This window comes from Nonomuraea sp. NPDC049480, assembly GCF_044465905.1.
Classification (GTDB): Bacteria; Actinomycetota; Actinomycetes; order Streptosporangiales; family Streptosporangiaceae; genus Nonomuraea.
In genome coordinates this window covers 222,068-237,904 of record NZ_JBITMD010000015.1, presented here as the reverse complement: position 1 = coordinate 237,904, position 15,837 = coordinate 222,068, and the positions used below count along the sequence as shown (strand labels likewise).

Genomic DNA, 15,837 nt, shown 5'->3' with positions numbered 1-15,837 from the left:
TCCTGGCGGCGGCCATCGTGACCGGGCTCTCCATGATGCTGCCGGAGGCCGGCGCCGCGACGCGCTCTTGCGCCACGGTCATCCGCTGCTGACAGGGCTCAGAGCCAGCCCATGTCACGGGCCCGGCGGACGGCCGCGTGCCGGTTCTCGGCGGCCAGCTTCATCACTGCCGAGGACAGGTAGTTGCGTACCGTGCCCTCCGTCAGGCTCAGCTCCCGGGCGATCCGCGACACAGGCGCCCCGCCCGAGGCCGCGCGCAGCGTGTCCAGCTCGCGCGGGGTCAGCGGGCACTCCTGTGTGGCGAGCGCGTCCGCGGCCAGCTCCGGATCGATGTAGCGGCCGCCCTCGTACACCTGCCTGATCACCTTCGCCAGCGTGGCGGCGGAGTTGTCCTTGCCCACGAACCCGCGTACGCCCGCCGCCATCGCCCTGCGCAGGTAGCCGGGCCGCCCGTGCGCGGTCACGATCACCACCCTGCAGCCAGGCGCCTCCCGCGCGATCCGCTCGGCGGCGGCCAGCCCGTCGAGCCCGGGCATGTCGATGTCCAGCATGGCCACGTCGGGCCGCACGTCCACAGCCAGCCGCACGGCCTCGTCGCCGCGGCCGGTCTCGGCCACGACCTCGATGCCGGGCTCGGCGCCGAGCAGGGCCACGAACGCGCCGCGTACCAGGTGGTGGTCCTCGGCGAGGAGCAGTCTGATCACGCCGCCTCCACCGCCGCCAGCGGCACGGAGGCGGTGACCCGGAACTGACCGCCGCCGCCCTCCGCCGTCAGCGTGCCGCCCACCTCCTTGACCCGCTCGGCCAGGCCGGTGAGGCCGTTGCCGCGGACCACGCGGGCGCCGGCCGGGCCGCCGTCGTTCACGATCTCCAGGACCACACGCTCCCCCTCGGTGTGCACGGTGACCTCGCACCAGGTCGCGGCGCTGTGCCGCAGCACGTTCGTGACCGCCTCGCGCGCCACCCAGCCCAGCGGCACGTGCACGTGGCCGGGCAGGTCGTCGGGCAGCTCGGGCTTGTCACAGCGGATCCCGGCGGCGCCGAGCACGGCCGCGACCCCGTCCAGCTCCGTGGCCAGCGACGTCGCGCGGTAGCCGCGGACGACCTCGCGTACGTCGTGCACGGCGGTACGGGCGATGCGCTGGATCTCGGTCAGCTCCCGGCCCGCGCCCGACGCGTCGGTCCTGACCAGGCGCTCGCCCAGCTCGGCCCGGAGCGCGATGGCGTGCAAGGTGTGGCCGAGCGTGTCGTGCAGGTCGCGGGTGAAGCGCAGCCGCTCCTCGTCCACCGCCCGCCGCGCCAGCTCGGCCCGGGCCTCACGCAGGTCGTCGATCAGGTGGCAGAGCCAGGCGACCCCGTACGTCATGGGGGCGATGAACGGCAGCGTGCCCAGCCCGTACAGCAGCGCCACGGGCAGTGAGACGCCGGCGAGCAGCTGCACCGGCAGGGTGACGGCGATGGAGCCGAGCGTGGCCGCCCACGCGACCGCGGGCCGGGTGAACACGACGGTCGCCACCGAGATGAACGCCATCGGCAGCGCTATCCACGCCGGGCCGGCGAACAGCGGCACGCCGTACGCGACCAGGCCCACCACGCCCACGTCCAGGTAGTGCCGCCAGGTCAGCCGCCGCAGGAACGCCGCCCACAACACCCGCGAGTAGCAGACGCCGAGCAGCGCCCCGAGCGCGCTCGTGATCAGCGGCGTCCACAGGGATCCGGTCGTCATCGCGGCGGACACGGCCGGGAGGGCCAGTGCTGCGATCATGGAGCCCGCGAACAGGGTCACCGCGACCGCGGCGATGACCCTGGTGCTGACGACGCGTGCGCTCATGGATCGCAAGGGTACGGTCATGACCGGCGCGGGTCCCACCGGAAGTACTTGCGCGTGGACCACAGCCCGACCCCGATCCACAACAGGCCGATCCCGAGCTCGGCGGCCGAGACCTGGAAGGCCTCCAGGAATCCGACCTCGGGCGCGGCGTCCTGGCCGAAGTCGCGCCCCAGGTAGGCGGTGCGGATCATGGTCATCACCGGGGTCAGCGGCAGCACCTCGGCCACCCGCTGCGCCCAGTCCGGCAGCGCCGACAGCGGTAACATCATCCCCGCCCCCACCAGGCTGCCGAACAGCACCGGCAGCGCCACGATCTGCGCCACCTCGTAGTTCGGGATGAACCCCGCCGTGCCGATCGCCAGCGCCGCGAACACGGCCGCCCCGAGCACGAACGCCACCAGCATGAGCGGGATGTTCCGGGGCAGCGGCGCCTGCACCGCCGCCATCGCGTACGCCAGGATCGCCGCGCACTGCACGGCCCCGATGAGCGAGGCGTGCAGGACGTCGCCCGCGAAGATCGCGCTGGTCGGCAGGGCGCTGCCGCGCAGCCGCTTGTAGATGCGCTCCTCCCGGCGCACGACGATGCCCGACGTGATCGTCATGTACGAGAACGGGAAGACCACCGCCAGCGCCCCCACCGCGCCGAACACCCCCGCCGGCACCCCGTTCACAGTGACCCTCGCCGCCGAGGTGTTCATGACGGCCAGGAACAGCGGCAGGAGCAGCACCGTGAACGCCAGGCCGCGCATCCGCATCATCACCGTCAGGTTGAGCCGCGCCTGCGCCCACACCATCGACACCCAGCCCAGGCTGTGTTCGATCGCCCGCTCGCTCATGCCGCCACCCTCTCCGTCTCGGCCACCTCGAGGAAGATCTCTTCGAGCGACGGCCTGCGCACCTCGAGGCCGTCGAGCTCCCATCCGCGCTCGTGCGCCCAGACCAGCAGCGTCCGCAGGTCGCCCTGCGGGTCGTGGGTCTCGACGGTGTACGCGTCGCCGTCCAGCGTGATCGAGCGCCGCTCCAGCCCCAGGTCGTACGGCAGGTCGCTGGGGGGCACGGCGGGCAGCCGGAAACTGATGCGGGTGCCCCGTCCGCCCAGCACGTCCGTGAGCGTGCCCTCGGTGACGATCCGCCCCGTGTGCATGATCGCCAGGCGCTCCGCGAGCTGCTGGGCCTCGTCCAGGTAGTGGGTGGTGAGCAGCACCGTCGTGCCTTCCGTGACCATGTCGCGGATCAGCTCCCACACGTTGCGCCGCGCCTCCGGGTCCAGGCCGGTCGTGGGCTCGTCGAGGAACAGCACCTCCGGTCGCCCGAGCACGGCCAGTGCCAGGTCCAGCCGGCGCTTCTCGCCGCCGGAGAGCTGCCCGACGCGTACCTCCGCCCGGTGGGCCAGCCCCACCCGCTCCAGTGCGTCGCGGCGCTTCAGCGCGTTCGGCGTCCACCGGCGCCAGCCGTCCACGGTCTCGGCCACCGTGAGGTCCTTGTAGAAGCCGGCCTCCTGGAGCACGATGCCCATCCGGTGGCGCACCTCCGCCCGCTGGGCGAACGGGTCGTGGCCGAGCACGCGCACCTGGCCCTCGGTGGGGGCGTGGTAGCCCTCCAGCACGTCGAGCGTGGTCGTCTTGCCCGCCCCGTTGGTGCCGAGCAGGGCGTACAGCTCGCCGCGGCCGACCTCGAAGGCGATGCCGCGGACCGCCTCGAAGTCGTCGTACCTCTGGTGCAGGTTGCGCACCTCGATCGCTGCTGTCGTGTTCACGAGCCACACTCTGCTGGCTCGCCGCTCCGTCCGGCAGTGTGCGATCTCAGCCAAGACCTGGGAAGTTCGCGGGAATCGAGGATGACATTTGTCATGGTCCGGTGGTCGTCAGTCACGCCATCATGCGGTCGAACAGCCGCTGGAACGGCAATCGTCACTCTTGGTGGTGCTTGAATTACTTCACAGTTGGATCTGGCGTTCTTCACTCCGGGGGAGTTATTCTCGCCCGTCGTGAAACTTCTCAAGATCGCGACGCTGACCTGCGCCCTGCTGGCGCCATTCGCGGGCACGGCTTCCGCCGAAGCCGCGGCATACCCCGTTGAAGACCTCAAGCTCACCGAGAACCCGCTCTACGCCGCGGGTCCGCTGCCCGCGACCACGTGCGTGGAGCGGCCGGTCAAGCGCAACGATCGCAAGCTGGCCCGCGCCTACGTCGACGCGGTCATCGCCTGCCTGGAAACCGCCTGGGAGCAGCACCTGACGAAGGCGGGCCTGGCTTACGAGAAGGTCAAGGTGCGGCACATGAACCGCATTCCCAGGAAGTACTGCTCCCTGGACATAGGAAAAGACGATTCCCAGGCGTGGTATTGCGACCGCAATGGTGAGCTGATCTTCCAGTTCGGCAAGAATTGGCTCGCCGACCCTTACGACCTGTGGTTGTTCCGCACCGCGGCCATGATGTACGGCTATCACGTGCAGAAGCTGGTGGGAATCGGCGACGCCGTCGACGAATTGCGGTACCGCAACAAGAAGGAGGGCTACGAGCAGGAGCGGCGCCGGAATCTCCAGACCGATTGCCTGGGTGCCGCCTTCATGAAGAGTGTGTGGCCGATCAAGGGCAGGACCATGAAGGACTGGGACAAGATGCTGGGCCTCGTCCAGGGCGACAGGCCCGGCGACGAGCCCTGGTACGGCAAGACGGGCACCATGAAGATCTGGATGAGGGCCGGTTTCGCCACTGGCGATCCCGGGTCGTGCAACACCTGGGCGGCGCCTTCTTCCAAGGTGGCCTGATCCTCGAGCGGGCCGCCCGGAAGGCTGATATACAAGCACTGTTATATCCCCCGCGGAGAGGAGCCGCCGCTTGTATCCCCCGATCGAGCCGTACGACCACGGCATGCTCGACGTCGGCGACGGCAACCTCGTCTACTGGGAGGTCTGCGGCAACCCGGAGGGCAAGCCCGCGCTCGTCGTGCACGGCGGGCCGGGCTCGGGCTGCTCGGTCAACGTGCGGAAGACGTTCGACCCGGAGCGTTACCGGATCGTCCTGTTCGACCAGCGCAACTGCGGCCGCAGCCGCCCGCACGCCTGCGATCCGGCGACCGACCTGAGCGCCAACACCACGCACCACCTGATCGCCGACATGGAGCGGCTGCGCGAGCACCTCGGGATCGACAAGTGGCTGCTGTACGGCGGCTCGTGGGGTTCGACGCTGATGCTGGCGTACGCCGAGGCGTATCCTGAGCGCGTGTCGGAGATGATCATCGTCGCCGTGACGATGACCCGCCGCTCCGAGATCGACTGGCTCTACCGCGGCTCCGGCCGGTTCTTCCCCGAGGAGTGGGAGCGCTTCAGGCAGGGCGTGCCCGAGGCCGACCGCGACGGTGACACGTTCGCGCTGCTGGCGGCGTACTCGCGGCTCATGGCCGACCCCGATCCTGAGGTGCGCGCGAAGGCCGCCCGCGACTGGACGGCATGGGAGGACGCGCTGATCTCCCAGGAGACCAACGGCAAGCCCGGCGCCTACAGCGACCGGCCGCCGGACGCGCTGCTGGCTTTCGTGCGGATCTGCGCCCACTACTTCTCCAACGCCGCCTGGCTGGAGGAGGGCGTGCTGCTGCGCGAGGCGGGACGGCTGGCCGGGATCCCCGCTGTGCTGATCCACGGCCGCATGGACCTGAGCGGTCCGCTGATCACACCGTGGGAGCTGGCTCAGGCGTGGCCCGACGCCCGGCTGGTCGTGGTGGAGGACTCCGGGCACACCGGCAGCGAGACGATGAGGAAAGAGATCTTCGCCGCCCAGGACGCTTTCGCGGAACGGTGAAGGTGTGGAACTCCGCGGCTCGCGATCATCTCGGGGCATGAGGACGGTGCCCGGTGACCATCGCCTCGCCGTCGGTCGATTCCGTACGGTGAGCCGCGGGTTCGCACGATCACGACGGTAATGGGGCCGCCCATTCGGCCACCACCTATTTAACTTTTCCGGCGGTACGGCGGCGCGTGGGCGCCTGCGGCGGGAGGACCTCGACCGACGTCTTGCGAAGGTGGTCGTAGACCAGCGAGGTGCGGACGTCGGCGATGTTGCGGTGCCGCGCGATGTGGTCGAGCACGAAGTCGCGCAGGTGGCCCGCGTCCCGCACGCCCACCTGGATGATGAAGTCGTCGCCGCCCGACACGACGAACACGGCCAGCGTCTCGGGCAGGGTGGCGACGTGGTCGCGGAAGCCCTCGACGGCCTCGCGGATCTTGGGGTGCAGCCGCACGTGGATCAGCGCCTGGACCGGACGGCCGACGGCGTCCAGGTTGACCTCGGCGTGGAAGCCCTCGATGACGCCGTTCGCGCGCAGCGAGCGCACCCGCTCCAGGCAGGTCGACGGCGCGATGCCGATGCGCTCGGCCAGTTCGCGGTTGGTCTGGCGGCCGTCGCGCTGCAACTCGACGAGGATCGCCGTATCAAGTTCGTCCACCGGCCCATCCTTTCACGAGATTCCGAATTTCCTTCGGAATCCGGACGATGATGTTGATGGAGTGACGGGCTCGATGTGAGTCTTCTGTGGGAAATTCGGAAGAAGGGATCACAGATGAGCGTGCTCGCCGAGCTCGGCCGCCGTAGCGACCTGCCCACCAAGGAGCTCCCGGTCAAGTGGGTGATCGTCCTGGACCGTGACCTGCCGCGCGGGCTGCAGGCGAACGCCGCCGCCTGTCTGGCCGCGTCCGTGGGGGTCGCGGTGCCGGCGATCGTCGGCTCGGGCGGCGTGGACGCCTCGGGACTGGCGCACGCCGGGTTGCCGTGGACGGGCTGCGCTGTGCTGGCCGCACCGGCCGCGATTGTACGCCGGATCAGGAACGACGCGGCCGGTGAGCCGGACCTGGTCCTCTCGGACATGGCCGACATCGCCCAGCGCACGAACGTCTACGACGACTACCTGGCCGCGCTGGCCCACACCGAGGAGCCCTCCTACCTCGCGGTCAGCCTGTTCGGGCCCCGCGCGGCCGTGGAGCGGCTCACCGGGCGGCTTCCTCTGCTGCGCTGATCAGGGCCTGCGGGAACGGTCGTCAGCCCGTGGAGGCCAGGCGGGCGGCGAGGAGCGCGGCGAAGACGATCAGTGACACGCCGCACGCCGCCTCCAGGAGACGCACGGCCGGCGGCGGCAGCGCCCTGCGCAGCAGGGCGATGAAGCCGGCGCAGATGAAACACCAGGCCAAGGAGGAGGTCATGAAACCCGTGAAGAAGACGGCGAGACTCCCCAGGCCCGCGTCCCGCCCCAGGACGGCGCTGACGGCCCCGGCGGCTCCCGACCAGTAGACGACGTTCCAGGGATTGCCCAGCGACATGGCGGCCCCGACCGCGAGCGCGCCCTGTCGTGAACGGTCGCCGGTGACCGGCTCGGCACGCGGGAACGCGGCGTCACGCAGCGCCGTCACCCCCAGCCAGCCCAGCAGCAGACATCCGGCGACCGTCAACGGCACACGCATCGCGGGCACCGCGAACAACGCCCCCACGCCGGCCAGCCCGAGCAGCGCCCACACGGCGTCGCCTGCCAGCGACCCCACCTGCACCGCGAACGCCGGACCGAAGCCACCTCGTACGCCCCGCCGCAGCGACTCGCTGAAAACCGCACCCGGCGCCGCGTTGAACAGCAACCCGACCCAGAGGGCCAGGACGAAGATCTCGGACATGACAGTCAATCTGCCGGTCGCGCCTTCCTGCGGTCTTGTCAGATGTTGACGCGGCGGTAACGGCCGGGGGTGATGGCATACGCGGCCGTGAAGTGGCGGTGGAAGTGCGCCTGGTCGGCGAACCCCAGGCCGTGGGCCACGTCGGCGACCGGCTCGCCGTGACGCAACCGGCGGCGCGCCTCGGCCAGCCTGGCCTGCAGGTGCCAGGCGTAAGGCGGGCAGCCGGTGGCCCTGGTGAACGACCGGATGAGGTGCTCGCGGGACATCCCGGCGTCCTCGGCGAGATCAGCCAGGGACGGCGGCGTGGACAGGTCGCCGCGGAGCCGGTCGAGCACGGCGGCGATCCTGGCATCCGCGGGCACGCGGCCGGTTCCGGTCCCGTGGCGGGCCCGGACGCCGCGGCCTTTCGCGGTCACCGGGTTCGTGCCGGTCCGGTGGTGGGCCGCCGTGTCGCGGTGCGGGTCGGCGGCCAGGTCGAGCAGGCGCAGCAGCAGCAGGGTCAGGCGTTCCTCGATCAGCGCCGCATCGCCGCCTGGCAGGTTCCTGGCCGCCCTCAGCAGCTCCGCACGCAGCCGGGCGTCCCGCAGGACCGGACGCTCGAAGTCCACCGGGGTGTCACCGGTCAGCGTGGTCAGCGCGGCAGGCGGCACGTACCAGCTCACGCACGCGAACGAAGACTCCGCGGGCGTCCGGGTCGTGCAGGACTGGACCTGGCCGGGGTTGTAGACGGTCACCTCGTCCAGATCCACGTCGAACGAGGCGCGATCCAGCCGCACCGCCTCGCGGCCGCACAGGTTGGTGCTGATCACGTACTCGTCGTGGCTATGTCGCGGGAATCCGCCGGACGCCGGTCTGAGCACGGCCAGTTGCGTGCCGTTCAAGTCCCTGACCTGCTGCATACCGGAAAGATTAGGTCATATGGGAGGAACCAGGACGAAGTAGCGGTCGAGCAGGCTTTTGTCGCCCTGCACGTCGAGAGCGTCGGCCGGGATCCGCTGCCAGAGGAACAACATCAGGTCCGACGCCGTACCGGCCAGCTCGACGTCGAAGTCATCGCCGCCGGACAGCCGTACGTGCTCGCCGTCGAAGCGGACCGTCCACAGCTCGGGCCCGTCCGTCCGCCGGAACAGGTACCGTTCGCCCGCCCCGGCGGGAGCCTGCTGCCAGGCCCGCCGCACGGGTGCCATGACCTGGAACGTCTGCGCCACCGCGTCCACCGCGAGCTCGCCGGGGATCGGCGAGGCGGCGCCGAGCGCGTTCTCGGCGTCCCAGCGGTGCACGGCGGCCTCGATGGTCTGCATCCGCACCCAGAACCCGACCGTCTGCTCCTCGGACCAGGTCCACACGGGCGCGTCGGGAGCGTGGTCCCTGAACCGCGTCTCGAGCCGGGCGGCCCCCTCCGCGAACCAGTCCAGCAGACTTTCCGGGATGGGTCCGAGGCTGGGCCCCTGGCCGGACGACAACGGCCAGCCGGCGGTGTCCGGCGGCAGCTCGGCGGCGGCCAGGGCGGAGCGGTCCGGGAACCCGACGAGCCGGTCCCTGATGATGACGTCCACGCCGCGTTGCACGGCGCCCAGGTGAAGCACCAGGTCGGACATGGACCAGCCCGGGCAGGACGGCACCGGCGGCGCGCTGCCGCTCTTGGCCGCCTCCCGGGCGGCAGCCTGGAACGCACTGGCTTCCCGCGCGAACAGGGAGACACGATCCATGGCCTCACTGTGCCCCAAGCGCTTGATCGGTCTCTACGGAATTATCGTGGCGCCGCGCCGAACGCCGTCCGGCGATCGCGGCCACGCCGCCCAGCACCAGGGCCAGGAGCGCCAGCGCCGCGCTCACCCACAGCGGCGCCCGGTAGCCGAACCCGGCCCCGATGGCGATCCCGCCGAGCCAGGGACCGGCGGTCGCGCCCACGTTCAGTGCCGCCGTGGCCGACGCCCCGCCCAGCGTCGGGGCGCCGGTGGCCGCGTACAGCGCCTGCGAGATCAGCGTGGAGCCGACCGCGAAGGACACCGTGCCCTGCACGAAGACCAGCACGAACGCGGCCACCGGGCTCCCGGCGGCCAGCGCGAGAGCGACCCAGCCGAGCGGCAGGGCCGCTCCGCCGATCACCAGAAGCCGTACGGGCCGCACGTCGGCGATCCGGCCGCTGACGGTGACCCCCGCGAAGGACCCCAGCCCGAACAGCGCCAGCATGGCCGGCGTCCAGCCGGAGCCGAGGCCGGTGACGCCGGTGAGCAGCGGCGCGAGGTACGTGAACGTGCAGAACGTCGCCCCGTTGACCAGCGCGCCCAGTCCCAGGATCACCAGCAGGCGCGGCCGGCGCAGCGCCCGCAGCTCGGCACGCGCGCTCGCCCGGACCGGCTTCTCCCCGCCCGTGGAAGGGACGGACTTGAGCACGGCGACGACGGCCGGGACCAGTGCGACGGCCACCGCCCAGAACGCCGAGCGCCAGCCCCACACCTCCCCGAGCAGCGCGCCCCCGGGCACGCCCGCGACGCACGCCATCGTGACGCCCCCGAGCAGGACCGAGGTGGCGCGTCCCTTGGCGTTCGCGGGGACCATGCCCATCGCGGTCGCCATGGCCACGGCCAGGAAGCCGGCGTTGGCCAGCGCCGCGACGACCCGCGTGGCGAGCAGCACGTCGTAGCTGGTGGTGACCGCCCCGATGACATGGACGAGCAGGAAGGTGAGCAGGAACGCCAGCAGCGTGTTCCGCCGCGGCCAGCGCAGGGTGAGCACCGCCATCAGCGGTGCCCCCGCCACCATCCCGGCGGCGAACGCCGAGGTCAGCAGCCCCGCAGCGGGGATGGAAACGTGCAGGTCCCGGGCGATGCCGGGGACGAGTCCGGACAGCATGAACTCGGACGTCCCTTGGGCGAAGACCGCCAGTCCGAGCAGGTAAACAGCGAATGGCATGAGAAAGCTCCGCGACCACATCGTGGCTCGACGACGACAGGGAAGCGGGCAGGCCGGGATGGACGTCGCCCTGCCGCGCTGAGAAGACCCGGGAACGGTGATCCGAGTGGCGAGCGGGGTCGCGGGCAGCGAGAAGATCCCAGCCTCAGGGGCGGGGGAGCCTGCGGGGCGACGACGCGAGAACGGCCACCGGACGACCGGTGGCTAGCGTCTTGACGCCTCGGGGCTGGACATGGTCACCAACGTAGCGAGAACCGCGAACGGGATCAAGCGCGGCGGGCCTCGAAGATCAGCTCCCAAGCCCGTTGCCTGGCGCGGGTGACGGCGCCGAGCAGCACCCCGCTGTCGCCGAGCGTGCTCGCCACCACCTGCGGCCGCAGCGGTCCCAGCCCGGCCACGCGGCGCTCGATCGCGCGGCCGAGCAGGTCGAGGTTGCGCCCGACGCCGCCACTCAGCACGATCACCTCCGGGTCGAGCACCGCCGCGACCGCGACGACCAGCCCGCCGATGCGCTGCCCTTCGGCCGCCACCACGGCGAGGGCGGTGGGGTCGCCGCGTCCGGCCGCCTCGAAGACCTCTTTCGCGGTCCCCAGGTCGAGCCCGGCGGCGCGGGCCGCGCGCACCACGCCGGGCGCCGACGCCACCGACTCGGTGGACCCGTGCTCCAGGGCCGCGGGGTCCGCGGGGTCCTCGGCGGCGGGCAGGTACGACACCTCGCCCGCGGCGCCCCGGGCGCCGACGTACAGCTCGCCGTTGATGACGATGCCCATGCCCACGCCGGTGCCGATGGAGACGAGGGCGAAGTGCGCCTTGCCGCGGCCCTCGCCGTACGCGTGCTCGCCGACGGCCGCGAGGTTGATGTCGTTCTCGATGACGAGGTCGGAGTCGAGCGCGGAGCGGAGCCGTTCGACCAGGTCGGAGCCCGGCAGGTTGTAGGCGAAGTCCAGCCGTCCCGCCGCCGGGTCGTAGACGCCCGGGGTGCCGGCGACGGTGCACGTGATGGCGGACCACTCCAGGCCGGCCTCCGCGGCGGCCGCGTGGGCGAGCTCGCGTACGTGGCGGGCCAGGTCGGCCGTGTTGCGGGCGTCGTTGCGGCCGTCCTTGCGGCCTGCGAACGTGCCCCGCAGGTCGGCCACGGCGACGCGGTTCCAGTCGCGCCCGATGTCGATGCCCGCCACGTACGCGGAGCCGGCGTTCATGTCGTACAGAGAGGTCACCGGGCCCGGCCGGCCCGAGACCTCGCCCACCAGGTGGACCAGCCCGTCCTCCTCCAGCCCGGCCAGCGCCGCCGAGACCGTGGGCTTCGACAGCCCCGTGACCTTGGCCAGGTCGGCACGGGAGGCCGGGCCGTGGTCGCGCAGCCGGTCGAGCAGGTGCCGCTCGTTCATCACCCGCAACAACCGCGGGTTGCCCAGCTCACTGCGCACTCCGGCCTCCTTCTCCAAGTGAACCACCCGAAAGGGTAGCCAACACAGTTGATAGTAAATTACCTTTCTTACCATTCAGGTGGACGCGGGAAAGGAACATTGCGATGCACCGAGGATGGAAGGCGCTCCCTGCCATGGCGGTCCTACTGGCCGCCGCCTGCGGCACCGGGTCCGGCGGCGCGAGCGGCACCGCGTCCGCCGTCCCTGAGGAGGGGGCGACGATCGCCCTCTTTCTGCCGGAATCCAAGACCACGCGCTACGAAGCCTTCGACCGGCCGCTCTTCGAGGCGAAGGTCAAGGCACTCTGCCCCGACTGCAAGGTGCTCTACGGCAATGCCGACCAGGACGCCGCCAAGCAGCAGCAGCAGGTCGAGGCCGCCCTCACCCAGGGTGCCGACGTGCTGGTGCTCGACGCGGTCGACGCCGCCGCGGTGGCGCCGCTGGTCAACCAGGCCAAGCAGAAGAAGATCCCGGTCATCGCGTACGACCGGCTGATCTCCGGCATCGGCTACGACTACTACGTCTCGTTCAACAACGTACGGGTCGGCGAGATGCAGGGTCAGGCGCTGCTCGACGCCCTCACCGCCAAGGGCGCCGCGGGCAAGGGCCAGATCGTGATGATCAACGGCGCCCCGACGGACCCCAGCTCGGCCGACTACAAGAAGGGCGCGCACAACATCCTCGACGGCAAGGTCCAGATCGGCAAGGAGTTCGACACCCCCGACTGGAGCCCCGACAAGGCCCAGCAGCAGATGGAGCAGGCGATCACCGCGCTCGGCCGCGACAAGATCGTCGGCGTGCTGTCGGCCAACGACGGCATGGCCGGCGGTGCGATCGCGGCGATGAAGCGCGCCGGTTACTCGGAGATCCCGCCGATCACCGGCCAGGACGCCGAGCTCGCCGCGGTCCAGCGCATCCTCACCGGCGAGCAGTACATGACCATCTACCTCGACATCAGGGCCGAGGCCGAGAAGTCCGCCGAGCTCGCCGTCGCGCTCACCAAGGGCCAGGGACCCGCCGCCCCCACCAAGGTGAACAACGGCACCGCCGACATCCCCGCCTTCCTCCTCGACCCCATCCCCGTCACCAAGGACCAGGTCAAGGACACGATCGTCAAGGACGGGTTCTACAAGGTCGCCGACATCTGCACCCCCGAGGTCAAGGACGCGTGCGCGAAGGCGGGCATCCAGTAGATGTTCTCGGTCACCGGCATCTCCAAGACGTACGGCGCGGTCCAGGCCCTCGACGGCGTGAGCCTGGACCTGCGCGGGGGCGAGGTCGTCGCCCTCGTCGGCGACAACGGCGCCGGCAAGTCCACACTCGTCAAGGCCCTGGCCGGCGTCATCACCCCCGACGCCGGGACGATCACCGTGGACGGCCGGCCCGTCAGGATCGCCGCTCCCCGCGACGCCCAGTCCCTCGGCGTCTCCACCGTCTACCAGGATCTCGCCCTCTGCGAGAACCTCGACGTCGTCGCCAACCTGTATCTCGGCGCCGAACGCCGCCGCTGGTCGGTGCTCGGCCATCTCGCCATGGAACGCGCCGCCCGCGACCTGCTGACCTCGCTCGACGTACGGATCCGCGACATCAGGGTGCCCGTCGCGATGCTCTCCGGCGGCCAGCGCCAGTCCGTGGCCATCGCCCGGGCCCTGATCGGCGAGCCCCGCCTGGTCATCCTCGACGAGCCCACCGCCGCGCTCGGCGTGGAGCAGACGGCCCAGGTCCTCGACCTGATCGCCCGCCTGCGCGACCGGGGCCTGGCCGTGCTGGTCATCTCCCACAACCTCGCCGACGTGCGGGCGATGAGCGACCGGGTGGTCGTGCTCAGGCTCGGGCGCAACGCCGGCGAGTTCCGCACGGCCGACACCTCGCAGGAGGCCATCGTCGCCGCGATCACTGGAGCGAGCGCAGAATGAACGCTGACACGCTGGCACGCTTGCCGTACACGGCGGTGGGGCGGCTGCGGCGCGGAGACCTCGGAGCCTGGCCGGTCGCCGCCGGGCTCGTCGTCATCGCGGCCGTCTTCGGCACGCTGAACGAGCACTTCCTGTCCCCCGAGAACCTCACCAACCTCGCCCTGCAGCTGGCGGCCACCGGCACGATCTCGCTCGGCATCATCATGGTGCTGCTCCTCGGCGAGATCGACCTCTCGGCGGGCTCCGTCAGCGGCCTGTGCGCGGTCGTCATGACCATCCTGTACGTCAAGCAGCAGTGGAATCCCGTGGTCGCCATCGCGGCCGCCCTCGCGGCGGCCGGCGCCATCGGCCTGCTGCATGGGCTGATGCACACCCGGCTGCACATGCCGTCGTTCGTCGTGACGCTGGCCGGGCTGATCGGCTGGCAGGGGCTGCTCCTCTACCTCCTCGGCCAGGGCGGCACGATCAACCTGCCGTTCGACGGGTTCGTCTCGAAGCTGAGCGACACGTGGCTGCCGGCGTGGCTGGCATGGGTCGTGGTGGCGGCGCTGACCGGCGGCTGGGCGGCGGCGGCGATGATCGGCAGACGGGCGCGGCTGGCGGCGGACCTGCCGGTGCCTGCGGCGTACCTGACCGCCCTCCGGATCGGCGGGCCGGCAGTGGTGCTCGCGGGAGCCGTCGTGGTGCTGTCCGCCGACCGTGGCGTGCCGCTGTTGCTGGTCATCTTCGGCGCGTTGGTGATCGTCCTCGACCTGGTGCTCAGGCACACCGTGTTCGGCCGGTGGATCTACGCGGTGGGCGGCAACGCCGAGGCCGCCCGCCGCGCCGGGATCAACGTGGCCAGGATCCGGGTGCTGGCGTTCGTGCTCGCCTCCGTGCTGGCCGGGTTCGGCGGCATCCTGGCGGCCAGCCGCCTGTCCGCGGTGAACCAGGCGTCCGGCGGCAGCGACATCCTGCTCATGGCCATCGCCGCCGCGGTGATCGGCGGGACGTCGCTGTTCGGAGGCCGCGGCCGGCCGTACGCGGCGCTGCTGGGCATCCTGGTGATCCAGTCGATCACCAACGGGATGTTGCTGCTCAACGTGGACTCCTCCGTCAGGTTCATGGTGACCGCGGCGGTGCTGGCCCTGGCCGTGGCGATCGACTCGGTCGCCCGCAGGGGCAGCGCCAGGTGAGGCGGGTCCTCGGCATCGACGTGGGCGGCACGAAGATCGCCATCGGCGTGTCCGGCACGGACGGGCCGGAGATCGCCGCCAGGGTACGCCTGGAGACCGGCGAGAACCCCCTGGCCACGGCGCTCCGCGCGGCCCGGGGTCTCGACCGCGCCCCGGCCGCCGTGGGCTTCTCCACCTGCGGGGTGATCAGCGACGGCCGGGTCGCGCTGGCGCCGAACGTCCCCGGTTGGAACGGCCTGGAGCTGCCCCGGCTGCTGCGCGAGGAGTACGGCACGATCCCCGTCGCGATCGGCAACGACGTCAAGGCGGCGGCCGCGGCGGAGCTGCGCTGGGGGGCGCTCCGCGGCGTCTCCACCGGCGTCTACCTCAACCTGGGCACCGGCCTGGCCGCTGCCCTGGTCGTCGGCGGGCAGGTCGTCACCGGTGCGCACGGTGCGGCGGGGGAGATCGGCTACCTGCTCGCCGACCCAGGCGAGCCCGCCTTCGCCGACGGGCACGCCCCGCTCGAGGAACGCTTCTCGGGTGGGGCGCTGGTGGCGCGCGGCTCCGCCCTCCTGGGCCGTACCGTCCCGGCAGGCGCCCTGTTCGCGCTGCCCGAGGCGGCCGGGCTCGTGGACGCGGCGCTGACCCCGCTGGCCATGGCCGTCGCGAACCTGTGCGTGGTCCTGGACCCGGAACGCGTCGTGGTGGGCGGCGGCATGATGGCCGAACAGGCGAGCATCCTGCCGCACCTGGCGCGGGAGATGCGGCGCGTCGTGCCCTTCCCGCCGGAGCTGCGCGCCGCCCGCTTCACCGACGACGCCCCGCTGCTCGGCGCCTTGGCACTGGCTCATGCCCTGACCTGAGTGCTGTCTCGGACCGGTCGTTCCAAGACAGAGAGACGCCGATGCCGGATCTTCCATGCGTTGGCCGGCGG

At 71.5% G+C, this 15,837-nt stretch carries 17 protein-coding genes; 7 read left to right on the top strand and 10 right to left on the bottom strand.

Going from position 1 to position 15,837, the window contains the following annotated elements; genetic code table 11:
* Positions 1–98 precede the first annotated feature (98 nt).
* From ACIBX3_RS36560 to ACIBX3_RS36545, 4 genes are read right to left on the bottom strand one after another with little or no spacing between them, the layout of a single operon-like run.
* Positions 99–704, bottom strand: a complete 606-nt coding sequence (locus ACIBX3_RS36560; RefSeq protein WP_397125093.1) for a response regulator — start codon at positions 702–704, stop codon at positions 99–101.
* Complete coding sequence (locus ACIBX3_RS36555; protein WP_397125092.1) at positions 701–1,831, bottom strand: sensor histidine kinase; 1,131 nt, start codon at positions 1,829–1,831, stop codon at positions 701–703. The genes ACIBX3_RS36560 and ACIBX3_RS36555 overlap by 4 nt, the downstream gene beginning before the upstream one ends.
* A gap of 17 nt (positions 1,832–1,848) precedes the next feature.
* On the bottom strand, positions 1,849–2,667 hold the full coding sequence (locus ACIBX3_RS36550) for an ABC transporter permease (RefSeq protein WP_397125091.1): 819 nt from the start codon (positions 2,665–2,667) through the stop codon (positions 1,849–1,851).
* Positions 2,664–3,587, bottom strand: coding sequence for an ATP-binding cassette domain-containing protein (locus ACIBX3_RS36545; RefSeq protein WP_397125090.1), 924 nt, complete (start codon positions 3,585–3,587; stop codon positions 2,664–2,666). The genes ACIBX3_RS36550 and ACIBX3_RS36545 overlap by 4 nt, the downstream gene beginning before the upstream one ends.
* A gap of 186 nt (positions 3,588–3,773) precedes the next feature.
* Here ACIBX3_RS36545 and ACIBX3_RS36540 point away from each other — a divergent pair, with 186 nt between their 5' ends.
* A complete protein-coding gene (locus tag ACIBX3_RS36540; protein WP_397125089.1) occupies positions 3,774–4,601 on the top strand; it encodes a neutral zinc metallopeptidase in 828 nt (275 codons plus the stop codon).
* Positions 4,602–4,671: 70 nt separating this feature from the next.
* Positions 4,672–5,631: a prolyl aminopeptidase gene (gene pip, locus ACIBX3_RS36535; RefSeq protein ID WP_397125088.1), complete on the top strand. Its 960-nt coding sequence runs from the start codon at positions 4,672–4,674 to the stop codon at positions 5,629–5,631.
* A 145-nt stretch (positions 5,632–5,776) separates the two neighbouring features.
* Here the strand turns inward: pip and ACIBX3_RS36530 are convergent, their stop codons facing one another.
* The gene (locus ACIBX3_RS36530; protein WP_397125087.1) at positions 5,777–6,274 is read right to left on the bottom strand and encodes an Lrp/AsnC family transcriptional regulator; all 498 of its coding nucleotides are present in this window, start codon (positions 6,272–6,274) and stop codon (positions 5,777–5,779) included.
* A gap of 114 nt (positions 6,275–6,388) precedes the next feature.
* On the opposite strand from ACIBX3_RS36530, the gene ACIBX3_RS36525 reads away from it, so the two are divergent.
* Positions 6,389–6,841 carry a DUF2000 domain-containing protein gene (locus ACIBX3_RS36525; RefSeq protein WP_397125086.1) on the top strand — a complete coding sequence of 151 codons (453 nt, stop codon included), beginning with the start codon at positions 6,389–6,391 and terminating at the stop codon, positions 6,839–6,841.
* Between the two features lie 22 nt (positions 6,842–6,863).
* Here the strand turns inward: ACIBX3_RS36525 and ACIBX3_RS36520 are convergent, their stop codons facing one another.
* From ACIBX3_RS36520 to ACIBX3_RS36500, 5 genes are all read right to left on the bottom strand, one after another.
* Complete coding sequence (locus ACIBX3_RS36520) at positions 6,864–7,487, bottom strand: LysE family transporter (protein WP_397125085.1); 624 nt, start codon at positions 7,485–7,487, stop codon at positions 6,864–6,866.
* Positions 7,488–7,525: 38 nt separating this feature from the next.
* On the bottom strand, positions 7,526–8,386 hold the full coding sequence (locus ACIBX3_RS36515; protein WP_397125084.1) for a helix-turn-helix domain-containing protein: 861 nt from the start codon (positions 8,384–8,386) through the stop codon (positions 7,526–7,528).
* Between the two features lie 15 nt (positions 8,387–8,401).
* Entirely contained in the window at positions 8,402–9,196 is a 795-nt protein-coding gene (locus tag ACIBX3_RS36510; protein WP_397125083.1) for a maleylpyruvate isomerase family mycothiol-dependent enzyme, read from the bottom strand.
* A 4-nt stretch (positions 9,197–9,200) separates the two neighbouring features.
* Positions 9,201–10,403, bottom strand: coding sequence for a Cmx/CmrA family chloramphenicol efflux MFS transporter (locus ACIBX3_RS36505; protein ID WP_397125082.1), 1,203 nt, complete (start codon positions 10,401–10,403; stop codon positions 9,201–9,203).
* A gap of 266 nt (positions 10,404–10,669) precedes the next feature.
* Positions 10,670–11,830, bottom strand: coding sequence for an ROK family protein (locus ACIBX3_RS36500; protein ID WP_397125081.1), 1,161 nt, complete (start codon positions 11,828–11,830; stop codon positions 10,670–10,672).
* Between the two features lie 104 nt (positions 11,831–11,934).
* Between ACIBX3_RS36500 and ACIBX3_RS36495 the strand changes: the two genes are divergently transcribed.
* The 4 genes from ACIBX3_RS36495 to ACIBX3_RS36480 are packed head-to-tail and all read left to right on the top strand — an operon-like array spanning position 11,935 to position 15,766.
* Positions 11,935–13,023 (top strand): sugar ABC transporter substrate-binding protein, encoded by a 1,089-nt coding sequence (locus ACIBX3_RS36495; RefSeq protein ID WP_397125080.1) that lies wholly within the window; start codon positions 11,935–11,937, stop codon positions 13,021–13,023.
* Positions 13,024–13,746: an ATP-binding cassette domain-containing protein gene (locus tag ACIBX3_RS36490; protein WP_397125079.1), complete on the top strand. Its 723-nt coding sequence runs from the start codon at positions 13,024–13,026 to the stop codon at positions 13,744–13,746.
* The gene (locus ACIBX3_RS36485) at positions 13,743–14,921 is read left to right on the top strand and encodes a sugar ABC transporter permease (RefSeq protein ID WP_397125078.1); all 1,179 of its coding nucleotides are present in this window, start codon (positions 13,743–13,745) and stop codon (positions 14,919–14,921) included. Before ACIBX3_RS36490 ends, ACIBX3_RS36485 begins: the two co-directional genes overlap by 4 nt.
* Positions 14,918–15,766, top strand: a complete 849-nt coding sequence (locus ACIBX3_RS36480) for an ROK family protein (RefSeq protein WP_397125077.1) — start codon at positions 14,918–14,920, stop codon at positions 15,764–15,766. The genes ACIBX3_RS36485 and ACIBX3_RS36480 overlap by 4 nt, the downstream gene beginning before the upstream one ends.
* The last annotated feature ends 71 nt before the right edge of the window (positions 15,767–15,837 follow it).

What these genes read in the sequence shown, in the direction of transcription:
- ACIBX3_RS36555 (WP_397125092.1), bottom strand. Translation starts at nt 1,831, where the DNA reads ATGAGCGCACGCGTCGTCAGCACCAGGGTCATCGCCGCGGTCGCGGTG.
- ACIBX3_RS36550 (WP_397125091.1), bottom strand. Translation starts at nt 2,667, where the DNA reads ATGAGCGAGCGGGCGATCGAACACAGCCTGGGCTGGGTGTCGATGGTG.
- ACIBX3_RS36525 (WP_397125086.1), top strand. Translation starts at nt 6,389, where the DNA reads ATGAGCGTGCTCGCCGAGCTCGGCCGCCGTAGCGACCTGCCCACCAAG.
- ACIBX3_RS36520 (WP_397125085.1), bottom strand. Translation starts at nt 7,487, where the DNA reads ATGTCCGAGATCTTCGTCCTGGCCCTCTGGGTCGGGTTGCTGTTCAAC.
- ACIBX3_RS36515 (WP_397125084.1), bottom strand. Translation starts at nt 8,386, where the DNA reads ATGCAGCAGGTCAGGGACTTGAACGGCACGCAACTGGCCGTGCTCAGA.
- ACIBX3_RS36510 (WP_397125083.1), bottom strand. Translation starts at nt 9,196, where the DNA reads ATGGATCGTGTCTCCCTGTTCGCGCGGGAAGCCAGTGCGTTCCAGGCT.
- ACIBX3_RS36505 (WP_397125082.1), bottom strand. Translation starts at nt 10,403, where the DNA reads ATGCCATTCGCTGTTTACCTGCTCGGACTGGCGGTCTTCGCCCAAGGG.
- ACIBX3_RS36495 (WP_397125080.1), top strand. Translation starts at nt 11,935, where the DNA reads ATGCACCGAGGATGGAAGGCGCTCCCTGCCATGGCGGTCCTACTGGCC.
- ACIBX3_RS36490 (WP_397125079.1), top strand. Translation starts at nt 13,024, where the DNA reads ATGTTCTCGGTCACCGGCATCTCCAAGACGTACGGCGCGGTCCAGGCC.
- ACIBX3_RS36485 (WP_397125078.1), top strand. Translation starts at nt 13,743, where the DNA reads ATGAACGCTGACACGCTGGCACGCTTGCCGTACACGGCGGTGGGGCGG.